The following is a 12,752-nucleotide window of genomic DNA, read 5'->3' as shown; positions in this document are numbered from 1 at the left end:
AGCCCGCTCCCGCAATAGCATGCGGGAGCGGGCGGCAGGTCAGATACGGAAGCTGCCCACCAGTTGCTTCAGGCGCCCGGCCTGCTGGCTCAGGGCGTCGCAGTGGCGCAGGGTTTCGTTGAGGTTCTCCACCCCTTGCTGGTTCAGCGCGTTGATCTGGGTGATGTCCAGGTTCAGGCTTTCGACCACGGCGGTCTGCTCTTCGGTGGCGGTGGCCACCGACTGGTTCATGCCGTCGATCTCGCCGATACGCTGGGTGACGCTGGCCAGGCGCTCGCCGGCCTCGTTGGCCACTTGCACGGTCTCTTCGCTGGAAACCTGGCTGGTGTTCATGGTGTGCACCGCCTCGCGCGAGCCAACTTGCAGGCTGGTGATCATGCGGTGGATCTCTTCGGCCGACTCCTGGGTGCGGTGGGCCAGGTTGCGCACTTCGTCGGCGACCACGGCGAAGCCACGGCCGGCCTCACCGGCACGGGCGGCCTCGATGGCGGCGTTGAGCGCCAGCAGGTTGGTCTGCTGGGAGATGCCCTTGATCACGTCGAGGATCTTGCCGATCTCGTCGGTGCTGGCGTTTAGGGTCTCGATCTGTTCGCAGGACTCGCTGATGCGCTCGGACAGGGCGGTCATGGCGCTGATGGCCTCTTCGACCACCTGGCGGCCACCGTTGGCCTGTTCGCTGGCGCCGCTGGCATGCTGCGAGGCGTCGGCGGCGTTGCGGGCAATCTCCTGGGTGGCGGCGCCCAGCTCGTTGATGGCGGCGGCGACGCTGTTGGTGCGCATGCTCTGCTCTTCGGAGCCGGAGAGCGAGGCGTTGGAGGCGCCCACGACTTTTTCCGACAGGTCATGCACCAGGCGGGTGGCCGACGACACTTCGCTGATCGAGGCGTGGATTCGCTCGACGAAGCGGTTGAACGAGGTGGCCAGCTCGCCGAATTCGTCCTTCTGCTGCACGACCAGGCGGCGGGTCAGGTCGCCTTCGCCTTCGGCGATGTCCTGCATGGCGCGGCCCATGGTGGTCAGCGGGCTCATCAGCACCGGGATCAGCAGGCCCAGCAGGCCGGCGATGACGGCCACGGCAATGAGCATGGCGATGATGGCCGAGGTGCGGAACTGGCTCAGCGGGGCGTAGGCTTTTTCTTTGTCGATCGACAGGCCGATGTACCACTGTGCCGACGGCAGGCCGTCGACCGGGGCGAAGGAGATGATGCGTTCCTTGCCATCGAGGCTCACTTCCTGGATACCGCTTTCCACGCGCAGCGGCGAGCCCGGGTAGATGTCCTTGAGGTTCTTCATCACCCGATCTTTATCCGGGCTGACGATCACCTGGCCATTGCGGTCGACCAGGAAGGCGTGGCCGATGCCGCCGAAGTCGACGGCATTGATGATATCGACCAGGGTGTTCAGGCTCAGGTCACCGCCGACCACACCGATCAGCTCGCCGCTACCCTTGGCCTTGACCGGCATGGCGATGGTCACCACCAGGCCACCTACCGCCGCCATGTAGGGCGGGGTCAGCATGGTCTGGTTGGCGGCCACGGCCTGGGTGTACCAGGGGCGCTGACGCGGGTCGTAGCCATCGGGCATCTTGGCGTCGGGGCGCTGGGTGAACAGGCCGGTGTTCTGGCCGAAATAGGTGAACTGGAAGTTGCTGGTGTACGACGGCTGGTCGACCAGGCCCGGCACGTTGCTGCCGGCACCTTGTTGGGCGATGTCCTGGGCCAGGTTCTCCAGTACCAGGATGCGCCCGCTCATCCAGTTCTGCACGCTGCTGGCGGTCTGCGCGCCGGCCTGGCGCACCGAGGACTCGATGTTCTGGCGGATGGTGTTGCGTTGCAGGTAGTCGTTGTAGAGGGTGAACAGCGCGAAGGCCAGTACGACGACGGCGCAGGCACTGAGCAGGATCTTGTGGCGGAATTTCAGGTTCATGTTTCGAGACCTTGAGCCGGTGAAAGGAGGGCGCCGCGTGCTTGTGGCACGAATGGCGGAGCCTGTTGCAACGCTATCGGCCGATTCTGAAAAATGTTGAAAGACTAAATGTCGCAGTGCTTGGCGCAATTGCCATGACAGGGTGACATATCATTTCGAAGCCAACAGGCTCACCAAAGCCCTGGCCGCCTGGCCGAGGGGTTGCTGCTTGAGCCAGAACGCATTTACCGGCAGTTGCAGTTCGTTGCGGGTGTTGTGGAATTCCAGGCGTACCAGGCGCCCGGCGTCGATCAGCGGCGCAACCCGCGACAGGGGCAAATCGCCCCAGCCCAGGCCCGCCTCGACCATCTGCACGGCAAGATCCAGGCTGTCGGTGCGCCAGTGCGAGGTGCCGATCAGCGAGCGCGGGTCGGACAGCGGCAGGTCGCGGCTGCGCACCAGGATCTGGCGCAGGTTGACCAGGTCTTCAAGGTGGCGGATACGCCCCTCGCGCAGGGCGGGATGGTGCGGCGACAGCGTGGCCACCAGCGACTCCATGGCGATGTGCTGGAAGCTGCGCCGCGGGTCCACCTGCAACCCGGCGAAGGCCAGGCACAGGCCGGCGCGACCGCTGTCGAGCAACTGCAGGGCCTCCTCCTGGGGCGCGGCGAGCAGTTCAATGTCCAGCAGCGGATGGCGCTCGCCAAGGCGGGTAATGGCTTCGAGCAAGGGACGCTGGTCGATATCCGGGACCACGGCGATGGCCAGGCTGCTCTCCAGCCCGCGCGACAGCTCCAGCGCGTGCACTTCCAGTAGCCCGAGCTGTTCGGCGATCAGCCGGGCATGGGGTTCCAGAGCCTGGGCCTGGGCAGTCGGGCGCGCCTCGCGCGAGCCGCGCTCGAACAACGGGTAGCCGAGTTCCGCCTCGAGGTTGCCGATGGCCATGCTCACCGCCGAGGGCACGCGCCCAAGGGCTCGCGCGGCAGCGGAAAACGAGCCGCGGTCGAGTACGGCGAGAAACAACAGGATGGTGTCGCTGGAAAAGTTCATGGCAGTCTCCTTTCAGTAAATCTGAAAGCTGCCGACTTTTTCTGTCAAGTTTATTGATTCATCCTGGGCGCCTTCGTCATACCCGCAGCAAGGTAACTTTGTGCAAGGAATCAAACGCAAACTGGTCTACGTGACCTTCTATGAACTGATCGGCCTGTGCATGTCGACCCTGGGCCTGGCCTACCTGTCCGACACCCAGGCCTCGCATACCGGCCCCCTGGCGGTGATGATCACCACCATCGCCATGGTCTGGAACCTCATCTACAACACCTTGTTCGAGCGTTGGGAGAGCCGCCAGGCCAAGCGCGGCCGCAGCCTGGGCCGGCGGGTGGCGCATGCCATCGGCTTCCAGCTGACCCTGGTGGTGTACCTGATACCGCTGATCGCCTGGTGGCTGGACATGACCCTGCTGGAGGCGTTGTTGGTGGACCTGGCGTTCATCATCCTGGTGCCGTGCTACACGTTCGTCTACAACTGGGCGTTCGACCGGATCTTCGGCCTGCCGACCTCGGCGTTGGCGCCGGCCTGAACCTGCTGGCGTGGGATCAGGGCGGCAGGCGTATCAATAAAGGCTCCTGCGACCGGCTCCCGAGCAAGCTGTCCTCCACCTGCCCCGACAGGTAGTACACCCCGGCCATGGCCCCGCTCTGGCGGTTTTCCATCAGCTCCTGCCATTCCTGGTTGAGCGCCACATTGAGGATCACCCGCAGTTGCTCGACCATCTGCGGCTGCTCGCGGTCATGGGTGATGATGCCGTAGCCGGTTGCCGCCACCGAGATCAGCGCCCCCGCCGCCTTGCCTACCGCCGCCGCGATTGCGCTGGCGGCGCCGCGCGGGGCCAGGGTGGCGCCGAGTTTCTCGCTGGCCTGGGTGGCCACCGATGACAGCCCGGCATCGGTCTGCCCCGGGGCCTTGGCGGCCTGCTGGTGCAGGTGCTGGCGCAGCGACTGCCAGGCCGGTTGCTGGTCCAGCGACTTGGCCCGCAGCAATTGGTAGAGCGAGGCGTTGCGTGCATCCGGCGGCCCCAGGGCGATGATCGGGATGCGGTTCAGGCGTTGGCTGAACTGCTCGGGCGGCGCGTTGTAGCGCTGGATGATCGCCGGCAGCTGTTGGCCGAGCAGTTGCAGGTACAGCTCGCTGGCGCGGTCGCGGATGCCCTCGGGGTTGATCTGCTCGGCCACCGGGTCGATCACCCGTTCGCGGTATTGCGCCTGCAGATACAGGCCCAGGCGCTTCTCTGGCGGCTCGTTGCCGTTGCCGCTGTTCATCGTGTACCAGGCCACCTTGAGCGTGAGCCATTGCTGGGTCCAGTAGCCGGTGAACCAGGGGATGAAGTCGTTCTCGGTGCGTTGTTGCACCTGTTCCTTCCACACGCGCATGGAGCGTCGGGCGTAGTCGTTGGCCGAGCCTGCGGCACCGACCGAGGCTTCGATGATGTCCTGGTCGATGCGTTGCCAGACGGCGGTGGGCAGGTTTTGCGGTGGCGGTGGGGTCGTGGGGCGTTTGCCGGCGCAGCCGGCGAGGGCCAGCAGGAGGCAGAGCGCAAACATCACGAGGATTGATTTCACGCGGATTGCCCCCTTGACGAGAGGCTGGGTGGTTATCCGAAGTATAGGTTTGTCTTGCGGGCCTCATCGCGGGGCAAGCCCGCTCCTACAAGTACTGCGCAATACCTGTAGGAGCGGGCTCGTCCCGCGATGGGCCGCAGAGCGGCCCCCTTTGCAGGCTTGGACGGCATGTTCAGGCCTCCAGCTTCAAGTGCAGCAACGGATACGGATCACCCTGGCCATCCATCTCGGAACGGCCGACCTGGACGAACCCCTGTTTAAGGTAGAACCCCACCGCTTGCGGGTTCTGTTCATTGACGTCCACCTCACGCACGCCCAATTCCTCGACCACAGTGGCCAGCAGCGCCTTGCCGATGCCCTGGCCGCGGCAGGCGGGGTCGATGAAGAGCATTTCCAGCTTGCCGTCATGGACCCCGGCAAACCCCTGGATGTGGCCGTCGCTGTCGCGCCAGGCGCGCAGTTCGACAAAACCCAGGTACTGCTCGCGCACCAGTGGCCGCAAACGTTCGATGTAACCGTCGGGAAGAAAGTCGTGGGTCGCCCGTACCGAGGCTTCCCACAGATCGGCCAGCCGATCGAAATGTGCCGCGCCCACTGGCGCGATAGCGTGCTTCATGTTGGCCTCCAAGGCACTGTTATGAATCGGCGGTCATGGTACGGCGCGCCCCGGGGTTGCGCTATGCTCGGTGTTTCATCTCGCGCCCCGGAGCGTCGCATGTCCGCTGAACCGATCCCCCGGGCCGAAGCCCTGTTGCTGGTGGACGTGCAATGCGCGTTCATGGAAGGGGCCGAGGCTGTCCCCGATCACCTCGCCCTGCAGACGAGCATCGCCCGCTTGCTGGCGCGGGCGCGGCAGGCCGGCGTGCCGGTGATCTTCCTGCAGAACGACGGCGCGCCCGACACCCCGGACGCCCCGCACACGGCCGGCTGGCAATTGTACTTCCCGGCGGGCCGGGGCGAGCACGTGCTGTTCAAGACCGAGGACGACGGCTTTGTCGAAACCGGGCTGCAGGCCTTGCTGGATGAGTTGGGTGTCCAGTGCCTGGCCCTGTGCGGCCTGCTCTCTGAAATGTGCCTGGCCGCCACCGCCCGCGCCGCGCTGCAACGGGGTTTCGAGGTGTTGCTGGCGCACGACGCCCATGCCACCTACGATGTGCCGCCTGGCCCGGGCGGCTCCCCGGGTGTGCCCGCTGCCCTGGCGGCGCGGGCGGCGGAATGGTCGCTGGGAGACGAAGTGCGGATCCTGGCGGGTGTCGATGCACTGGTGTTCAGCTCGGCCAGCACGACTGGCGGATGATGCTGCAGAAATTGCCGGGATGGAACGTGGCGTCTTTGTCGGCGATCACATCGGCCTTGACGTTGCCGAAGGTGCTCTGCGGTTTGTGCCGGATGCCGTCGTAGAAAGCCTGGATGATCGCTTCCTTGAACCTTTCGCCTCGGGGGTGGGCCTGAACCACGGCATCCCGGTCCTCGGCAGTGAGGTCCTGGTGGTGCAGGCCGAGCACATCTGTCTCGACCCCGGCGGTGACCAACGCGATCAGCGGGTGCATGTGTTCGGGGATGCCGGGGGTGGTGTGCAGGGCGATGGCCGTCCAGACCCGCTCGATGTCGCGTTCGGCTATGCGGTGTCGCTGGAGAAAGTCACGGGCGGCGTTGGCCCCATCGACCTCGAAGCGGCAGCAGTCGCTGCTGTGCTGATGGGTCAGGCCCAGGTCGTGGAACATGCAGCCGCAGTACAGCAGTTCGCTGTCGAACTTCAGGCCCAGGCGCCGGCCGGCGAGGGCGGCGAAGTAGTACACACGGCTGGAGTGATGGAACAGCAATGGCGAAGCGGTATCGCGCACCAGTTCGGTGATCTCGCGGGCCATGGCGCTGTCGGGGAGGTGGATGCCGGCGATGGCGGTAGTCATGGGGAGGGCTCCTCGGTGGGTGAGGTGTCCAGTGTGCGCGGGGTAACGAATGTCCTCAATTGACGTAATACGTCAGATACTGCCATTGTCCGTCCGACAAAGACGCGATCCTTCAGTGGAATGTGCGCCGCCACGCAGAGCCGGTCATGCCTATCAACCTTGCCATTCTCGCCATGCCTGGTGTCCAGTTGCTGGACGCTTGCGGCCCGCTCGACGTCTTTGCCGAGGCCAACCGCCAGGCCGGGCGCGACGCCTATCGCTTGTCATTGCTGGCCTGCGAGCCTGGGCCGCTGGTCAGCTCGTCGGGGGCCAGGCTGCTCCCCGATGGTTGGATCGGCGAAACCCTCGGCCCCTTCGATACCCTGTTGATCGCCGGCACGCCCCGGGCTGCCGAGCAGCACCTGCGCAGCGGTATCCTCGACTGGTTGCGCCAGCACTCCGCGTGCAGTCGGCGCTATGGCTCGGTATGCACGGGGGCCTTTGCCCTGGCCGCCGCCGGGTTGCTTGATGAGCGACGCATCACCACCCATTGGGCGGTGGCCGAGGAGTTGGCAGAGCGTTATCCGCAGGTCACGGTGGAGACTGACGCGATCCAGGTGCACGACGGCAAGGTGCGCACCGCCGCGGGTGTCACCGCCGGGCTCGATCTGGCCCTGGCGCTGGTGGAGGAAGATCTTGGCCGCGACATCGCCAAGCAGGTGGCAGGTCAGTTGGTGATGTACTTCAAGCGCCCGGGTGGGCAATTGCAGTTCAGTCGCCAGGGGGCCTCGTCATCGGCAGGGCGTTCCGCGTTGCAGGGGTTGCAGCGCTATGTGGCAGCCCATCCGGCGCAGGATCATGGCATCGCCCGACTGGCGGCGCGGGTCGGCCTGAGCCCGCGGCACTTCGCCCGGCTGTTCCAGGCTGACGTGGGCATGACCCCGGCGGCCTGGGTGGAACTGGCGCGGGTCAACGCCGCGCGCGAGCGCCTGGAGAGCGGGCTGGAGCCGCCCAAGCAGGTGGCGGCATCGTGCGGCTTCGCCAATGCCGACACCTTGCGCCGGGCTTTCATACGGCATTTCGGCGTAACTCCCGCCGAGTACCGCAAGCGCTACGCGCAGCCGCTTTGACCTGGTCAGGTCAGGATTCTGGTTGGTGCGAGTCTGCCGTCCAGACAGTTTCCGCTCGGATCAATCCAGATCCAGCTTGGCCTCCAGGCGGTCCAGGTGTTCGTGCATCAGGTTCAACGCACTCTGGCCGTCGCCGCTTTCCACCGCATCGATGATCGCCGCGTGCTCCTGCCACGCGCAATGCTCGCAGCACGGTGACTCATAGCGGGCGATGATCAACGAGGTCATCGGCACCAGGCCGTTGAGAAAGCGCGCCAGCGGCGCGTTGGCGGCCATCTGCGCCAGCTTCATGTGGAACTCGCCGCCCAGGCGGATCGCCGTGCAGCGTTCGCCGCGTTCATGGTGCTGGCGCTCGCGCTCGACCAGCTGGCGCAGTTGGCGGATCTGCGCCGGTCGGGCGCGCTGGGTGGCCAGGCCGATCAAGGTGGTCTCGGCCAGACGCCGGGCGCTGAGCACCTGGCGCGCCTGCTCGGGGTCGGGTGCGGCCAGGTGCGCGGTATGGCTGGGGCGCTGCACCACCACCTGCTGGTCAGACAGGCGCCCGAGTACCCGGCGGATCACCGTGCGGCTGACACCGAAGGCATTGCCCAGCGCCTGCTCGGGGAGGGCGCTACCGGGCGGCAGGCGCTGTTCGAGGATGGCGTCGAACAGCCGGGGGTAGATCTGTTCCGCCGACAGGCGGGTCTCGCCGGCACCGAGCAGGGCAGGCAGGCGAGGGGCGGCTTGGGCGCAGGCGGTCATGATCGCTCTCCTTCTTTGTTCAGGTGCCTGGTTGGTCGTCCGGGATGTTCAGGGCAATGCCCATGCGCTGGCCCTCGGCGAGGATGTGCTGGCGCATCTGCTGGCTGGCCTTGGCGCTGTTGCGCTCGCGGATCGCACGCACCACCGCCTCGTTTTCGCTCAGGCGCGCGGCCAGGTGCTCGGGCGAGTTGCGCAGCATGTCGGCGCTCTGCTTGAGGGCATTGCCGGTCTGCTGCACCACGCTCTGGAAGATCGGGTTGGTGGTCAGGGCGAACAGCGCCTCGTGGAAGGTGATGTAGGCGTTGATGCCGGCCTCGCTGTCACCGGCCTCGAGGGCTTCGCGCATGTCCATCAGGGTCAGGCGCAGCTGGCCGATGTCCTGGCTGCCGGCCGATTGCGCCACCAGCCCGGCGATGAAGGGTTCGAGGGTGTAGCGCAGTTCGAGCACGTCGGCCAGGCTGGCCTCGGCGACGCTATCCGGCTCCTGCGCCTGGGCGGCGTCAGCCTCGAGCACCAGCACGCCCTTGCCGGGCATCGAACGCACCAGGCCCAGGGTTTCCAGGACAATCACCGCCTCGCGCAGGCTGGGTCGACTGATACCCAGTTGTTCGGCCAGCTCGCGCTGGCCGGGCAGCATGTCGCCGCTGCGCCACTGGCCGCGGGCCAGTGCCTGGCGGAGTTTCTCCACCACTGAATTGACTACGGTCGAAGAGCTGATCACGGTTCGCTCCTTGGTTGACGCGGCATCTTTGCGCTTGGCCGGCCGGCGCTGGGCGCCGGCGGCCTTGGGCTTAGAATTCCTGTTGATGGGGTTGGCCCTGCTTGCGGGTGATCGGGGCGAAGCCAGGCTTGTTGGCCAGCACGTTGTGGGCGCGTTCCAGGTCGATGTCCTTCTCCCAGCGGGCGATGGCCACGGTGGCGACGCAGTTGCCGATCAGGTTGGTCAGCGCCCGGCCGATGCCCATGAACCAGTCCACGGCCAGTACCAGCACCAGGCCCACCACCGGGATCGCCGGTACGGCGGTGAGGGTGGCGGCGAGGATGACCAGGGCCGAGCCTGGGATGCCGTGGGCACCCTTGGAAGTCACCAGCGACACCAGAAGAATGGTCAGCAGGTCGGTCATCGCCAGTGGCGTGCCGGTGGCGTTGGCGATGAACACGATGGCCAGGGTCAGGTAGATGGAGAAGCCATCGAGGTTGAACGAGTAGCCGGTGGGGATCACCAGGCCGACGGTGGAGCTGCCGATGCCGAGGTGCTCGAGCTTGCGCATCACCTGGGGCAACACGGCGTCGGAGGAGGCGGTGCCGAGGACAATGGACAGCTCCTCGCGCAGGTACTTGATGAGCGGCAGCAGTCTCAGGCCCGACAGGCGCATCACCGTGCCGAGGATGATCAGCACGAAGCCGGCGCAGGTCAGGTAGAAGAGCGCCACCAGACCGCCCAGGTGCTGCAGCGAGCTCAGGCCGTACTTGCTGGTGGTGAAGGCGATGGCGCCGAACACGCCGATCGGGGCCAGGCGCACGATCATGCCCATGATGCGGAAGATCACGTGGCTGAGTTCGTTGATCAACCGCGAAATGCCCGAGGCCGACTCGCCCACCAGGTTCAGCGCGCTGCCGAACAGCACCGAGAACAGCAGCACCTGGAGGATGTTGTTGTCGGCGAAGGCGCCCACCACCGAAGTGGGGATCAGGTCCATGAGGAAGGTGGTGGTGCCGTGGATGTGCGCACCGCGCTCGGCCAGGGCGCCGGCGTCGGCACTGGACAGCTGGTCGAGGTGGATGTTGGCGCCGCTGCCGATGCCGGTGGAGAAGGCGAACACCAGGCCGATCACCAGGGCCAGGGTGGTCAGCACTTCGAAGTAGATCACCGACTTCAGGCCGATGCGCCCGACCTTCTTCAGGTCGCCGGCGCCGGAAATGCCGCTGACCACCACGCAGAACACGATCAGGCCGATGAGCATCTTGATCAGCTTGATGAAGCCGTCGCCCAGGGGTTTGAGTTGCAGGGACAGGTCGGGGAAGCTCAGGCCGCAGACAATGCCAAGGGCAAGGCCGAGCACAACCTGGAGGAAGATCGAACGCGAACACCATTTGAGCATGGGAGGAGTCTCTGGTCGGTGTCCTTGCCCCCCAAGCCACACGGAGCGAAAGAGCGCAGGACTTAATTATTGTGGTCTTACCGGTTTGTTCACTGCCGGGCCATAAAACTCCGAAACTTCCTACATTGCAAGCGATTTTGGCCTTACCGGTCTGACCAGTTGAAGTGCAAGAACGCTGCTTCTGCTCTAGCGTGGTGCGCGGGGGAATTTCACGGTTTGGCCAGCACCTGATCGACGGCGGCGATCAGCTTGCCAAGGTCCTTGGGAGGGGCGTTGTGGATCACGCCGAAAAGGTAGGCGCGTTGTTCGTCTTCATCGTCGGGGTCGCTGAAGAACACTTTCGGCTTGACCCCCAGGGCCTCGGCGAAGCTCACAAGCGACTCGACGCTGGGGGTGTAGGTGCCGGTTTCGAAACGGCTGATGGTCTTGGGGTCGAAGCCGGTTCGCTCGCCCAGTTGCGCCTGAGTGAAGCCCGCCAGTTTGCGGTAGCGGCGCAGGGCTGGACCTAGACCTGTTCTCGTCATCGCTCAATTCCCATTTAGAATCAAGCACTTAACGATATATGTCGATATGGCGCAACGCCATGATTCGTCACCTTTATTTGCAAAATGTGATGGAATTCGTAGAATTCGCCGCTTTGATTGATCAGTCATTCAAGTAGTTGTCCAGGGCGATCCGGCCGTCTGCCGGCCCGTGTGCAAGCGTTGTCGGACATTGGAACTGATCCAGGATGAACGGTTCCGGCGCCCCTGGCCTCCTGTCAGGCCATGCGTCGGGCCGTGTAAGAATGGAGTCTCATCGTGCGTCAGAACCTGCCGGTCAATCCGGTCGAGCAAAGCTTTCCCGAGCACCAGCGGCTGATTTCGGCGACCGACACGGCCAGCCTGATCACCTACTGCAACGCCGAGTTTGCCGCCATCAGCGGCTACAGCCAGGACGAGCTGATCGGCAGCCCGCACAACCTGGTGCGCCATCCGGACATGCCCGAGGCGGTGTTCGAGCTGATGTGGCAGTACCTCAAGGCCGGCCGCAGCTGGATGGGCATCGTCAAGAACCGCTGTCGCAACGGCAACTTCTATTGGGTCAACGCCTACGTCACGCCGATGCTCGAAAACGGCCGGGTGGTCGGCTACGAGTCGGTGCGCGTGTGTCCGACCCGTGAACAGGTGGCCCGCGCCGAGGCCTTGTATGCCCGGCTGCGCGAAGGCAAGGCCGCGCTGTCGCCGGCCCGGCGCCTGGCCCTGTTGGGCCGGGCCCTGGCGCTGCCGCTGCTGGCGGGGGCCGTGGCCATTGGCGCCAATCAGGTGTTGCCGCAACTGCCCGCCCAGGGCCTGACCCTGGCGCTGTTCGCCGGCGTCGGCCTGTGGGCGCAAAGCCGCATGGGCCGTCACCTGCGGCGCGTGGTGCAGGTGGCCGACAACACCTTCAGCGACCCGATCGCGGCCTTGACCTATAGCGACCTGCCAGGTGCCGCCGGGCAGCTGGAACTGATCCTGGTCAGCGAGGAAGCGCGCCTGAAGACCGCGCTCACCCGCCTGAGCGACCTCGCCGCGCAGATGGCCGGTGCTGCCCAGGATGCCGGGCGGCTGTCGCGCAGCACCGAGACGGCGCTGCTCGAGCAGCGTGCCGAGACTGACCTGACCGCCACCGCCATGACCGAGATGGCCGCCTCCATCGGCGAGGTCGCCGGTCACGTGCAGCTGACCGCCGAGCAGGCGCACACCGCGCACCTGCTGGCCGGGCAGGGCAGCCAGGTGGCCGACGCCACCGGGGCGGCAATCCAGAATCTGGCCGGCACGGTCGGGCAGATCAACCAGGCGGTCAACGAACTGGCGGGTCAGACCAGTGCCATCGCCGAGGCGGCGGGGATGATCCGCGCCATTGCCGAGCAGACCAACCTGCTGGCGCTCAACGCCGCCATCGAGGCGGCCCGCGCTGGCGAGCAGGGGCGTGGCTTTGCGGTGGTCGCCGACGAGGTGCGTGCCCTGGCCGACAAGACCCGCCAGTCGACCCTGCATATCCAGTCGATCATCGACAGCCTGCGCGGCGGCGCCGAGCAGGCGGTGAGCATCGCCAGTCATGGCCTCGAAGGCGCACGGCAGGGCGTGACCCAGGTTGCCTTGACCCAGGAGGCCCTGCAGGGCATCCAGCACGCGGTGCAGCGTATCAGCGACATGAGCCAGCAGATGGCAGCGGCCTCGCAAGAGCAGTCCAGCGTGGCCGAGGATGTCTCGCGGCAGATCAACGGCGTGGCCGGCACGGTTCAGCAGAGCGCCCGCCATGCCAATGCCGCCGCCGTGCGCGGCGCGGAACTGGAGCAGGTGTGCGCCGGGCTGCGCGCCTTGGTGGAGCGCTTCAACCGCTAGG

At 65.9% G+C, this 12,752-nt stretch carries 13 protein-coding genes and 1 pseudogene; 5 read left to right on the top strand and 9 right to left on the bottom strand.

Features of this window, described 5'->3' with window-relative positions; all coding sequences use genetic code 11:
* Positions 1 to 39: 39 nt before the first annotated feature.
* Positions 40 to 1,926, bottom strand: a complete 1,887-nt coding sequence (mcpA, locus tag DMX06_RS26985; protein ID WP_110738157.1) for a methyl-accepting chemotaxis protein McpA — start codon at positions 1,924 to 1,926, stop codon at positions 40 to 42.
* Between the two features lie 150 nt (positions 1,927 to 2,076).
* Positions 2,077 to 2,955, bottom strand: coding sequence for a LysR family transcriptional regulator (locus DMX06_RS14745; RefSeq protein ID WP_110738156.1), 879 nt, complete (start codon positions 2,953 to 2,955; stop codon positions 2,077 to 2,079).
* Positions 2,956 to 3,055: 100 nt separating this feature from the next.
* On the opposite strand from DMX06_RS14745, the gene DMX06_RS14740 reads away from it, so the two are divergent.
* Complete coding sequence (locus tag DMX06_RS14740; protein ID WP_110738155.1) at positions 3,056 to 3,484, top strand: PACE efflux transporter; 429 nt, start codon at positions 3,056 to 3,058, stop codon at positions 3,482 to 3,484.
* A gap of 16 nt (positions 3,485 to 3,500) precedes the next feature.
* On the opposite strand, the gene DMX06_RS14735 is transcribed toward DMX06_RS14740, so the two are convergent.
* Together DMX06_RS14735 and DMX06_RS14730 are read right to left on the bottom strand one after the other, a co-directional pair.
* Positions 3,501 to 4,505, bottom strand: a complete 1,005-nt coding sequence (locus DMX06_RS14735; protein ID WP_110738154.1) for a hypothetical protein — start codon at positions 4,503 to 4,505, stop codon at positions 3,501 to 3,503.
* Between the two features lie 190 nt (positions 4,506 to 4,695).
* Positions 4,696 to 5,139, bottom strand: a complete 444-nt coding sequence (locus DMX06_RS14730; RefSeq protein WP_110738153.1) for a GNAT family N-acetyltransferase — start codon at positions 5,137 to 5,139, stop codon at positions 4,696 to 4,698.
* A 99-nt stretch (positions 5,140 to 5,238) separates the two neighbouring features.
* On the opposite strand from DMX06_RS14730, the gene DMX06_RS14725 reads away from it, so the two are divergent.
* A complete protein-coding gene (locus DMX06_RS14725; protein WP_110738152.1) occupies positions 5,239 to 5,820 on the top strand; it encodes an isochorismatase family protein in 582 nt (193 codons plus the stop codon).
* On the opposite strand, the gene DMX06_RS14720 is transcribed toward DMX06_RS14725, so the two are convergent.
* The gene (locus DMX06_RS14720) at positions 5,792 to 6,433 is read right to left on the bottom strand and encodes an HD domain-containing protein (protein ID WP_110738151.1); all 642 of its coding nucleotides are present in this window, start codon (positions 6,431 to 6,433) and stop codon (positions 5,792 to 5,794) included. The genes DMX06_RS14725 and DMX06_RS14720 overlap by 29 nt on opposite strands.
* Positions 6,434 to 6,579: 146 nt before the next feature.
* On the opposite strand from DMX06_RS14720, the gene DMX06_RS14715 reads away from it, so the two are divergent.
* On the top strand, positions 6,580 to 7,542 hold the full coding sequence (locus DMX06_RS14715; protein WP_110738150.1) for a GlxA family transcriptional regulator: 963 nt from the start codon (positions 6,580 to 6,582) through the stop codon (positions 7,540 to 7,542).
* A gap of 60 nt (positions 7,543 to 7,602) precedes the next feature.
* Here the strand turns inward: DMX06_RS14715 and DMX06_RS14710 are convergent, their stop codons facing one another.
* The 4 genes from DMX06_RS14710 to DMX06_RS14695 form a co-directional block, all read right to left on the bottom strand.
* Positions 7,603 to 8,283, bottom strand: a complete 681-nt coding sequence (locus DMX06_RS14710) for a GntR family transcriptional regulator (RefSeq protein ID WP_110738149.1) — start codon at positions 8,281 to 8,283, stop codon at positions 7,603 to 7,605.
* A gap of 19 nt (positions 8,284 to 8,302) precedes the next feature.
* Positions 8,303 to 9,004 (bottom strand): FadR/GntR family transcriptional regulator, encoded by a 702-nt coding sequence (locus DMX06_RS14705; protein ID WP_110738148.1) that lies wholly within the window; start codon positions 9,002 to 9,004, stop codon positions 8,303 to 8,305.
* Between the two features lie 70 nt (positions 9,005 to 9,074).
* Positions 9,075 to 10,385: a C4-dicarboxylate transporter DctA gene (locus DMX06_RS14700; protein ID WP_110738147.1), complete on the bottom strand. Its 1,311-nt coding sequence runs from the start codon at positions 10,383 to 10,385 to the stop codon at positions 9,075 to 9,077.
* A gap of 209 nt (positions 10,386 to 10,594) precedes the next feature.
* The gene (locus DMX06_RS14695) at positions 10,595 to 10,909 is read right to left on the bottom strand and encodes a helix-turn-helix domain-containing protein (RefSeq protein WP_110738146.1); all 315 of its coding nucleotides are present in this window, start codon (positions 10,907 to 10,909) and stop codon (positions 10,595 to 10,597) included.
* Between the two features lie 276 nt (positions 10,910 to 11,185).
* On the opposite strand from DMX06_RS14695, the pseudogene DMX06_RS26835 reads away from it, so the two are divergent.
* Both DMX06_RS26835 and DMX06_RS14690 read left to right on the top strand, forming a co-directional pair.
* Positions 11,186 to 11,515: pseudogene (locus DMX06_RS26835) on the top strand (PAS domain-containing protein); the annotation flags it as partial.
* Positions 11,489 to 12,751 carry a methyl-accepting chemotaxis protein gene (locus DMX06_RS14690; protein WP_375538098.1) on the top strand — a complete coding sequence of 421 codons (1,263 nt, stop codon included), beginning with the start codon at positions 11,489 to 11,491 and terminating at the stop codon, positions 12,749 to 12,751. The pseudogene DMX06_RS26835 and the gene DMX06_RS14690, both read left to right, overlap by 27 nt.
* The last annotated feature ends 1 nt before the right edge of the window (position 12,752 follow it).

Origin of the sequence: Pseudomonas mosselii, assembly GCF_003205295.1 — a bacterium.
GTDB classification, from domain to species: domain Bacteria; phylum Pseudomonadota; class Gammaproteobacteria; order Pseudomonadales; family Pseudomonadaceae; genus Aquipseudomonas; species Aquipseudomonas mosselii_B.
This window is presented reverse-complemented; position numbering and strand designations above follow the sequence as displayed.

Coding starts and splice junctions, on each gene's coding strand:
- mcpA (WP_110738157.1), bottom strand. CDS start 1,926: ATGAACCTGAAATTCCGCCACAAGATCCTGCTCAGTGCCTGCGCCGTC.
- DMX06_RS14745 (WP_110738156.1), bottom strand. CDS start 2,955: ATGAACTTTTCCAGCGACACCATCCTGTTGTTTCTCGCCGTACTCGAC.
- DMX06_RS14735 (WP_110738154.1), bottom strand. CDS start 4,505: ATGTTTGCGCTCTGCCTCCTGCTGGCCCTCGCCGGCTGCGCCGGCAAA.
- DMX06_RS14730 (WP_110738153.1), bottom strand. CDS start 5,139: ATGAAGCACGCTATCGCGCCAGTGGGCGCGGCACATTTCGATCGGCTG.
- DMX06_RS14725 (WP_110738152.1), top strand. CDS start 5,239: ATGTCCGCTGAACCGATCCCCCGGGCCGAAGCCCTGTTGCTGGTGGAC.
- DMX06_RS14720 (WP_110738151.1), bottom strand. CDS start 6,433: ATGACTACCGCCATCGCCGGCATCCACCTCCCCGACAGCGCCATGGCC.
- DMX06_RS14715 (WP_110738150.1), top strand. CDS start 6,580: ATGCCTATCAACCTTGCCATTCTCGCCATGCCTGGTGTCCAGTTGCTG.
- DMX06_RS14710 (WP_110738149.1), bottom strand. CDS start 8,283: ATGACCGCCTGCGCCCAAGCCGCCCCTCGCCTGCCTGCCCTGCTCGGT.
- DMX06_RS14700 (WP_110738147.1), bottom strand. CDS start 10,385: ATGCTCAAATGGTGTTCGCGTTCGATCTTCCTCCAGGTTGTGCTCGGC.
- DMX06_RS14695 (WP_110738146.1), bottom strand. CDS start 10,909: ATGACGAGAACAGGTCTAGGTCCAGCCCTGCGCCGCTACCGCAAACTG.
- DMX06_RS14690 (WP_375538098.1), top strand. CDS start 11,489: ATGCTCGAAAACGGCCGGGTGGTCGGCTACGAGTCGGTGCGCGTGTGT.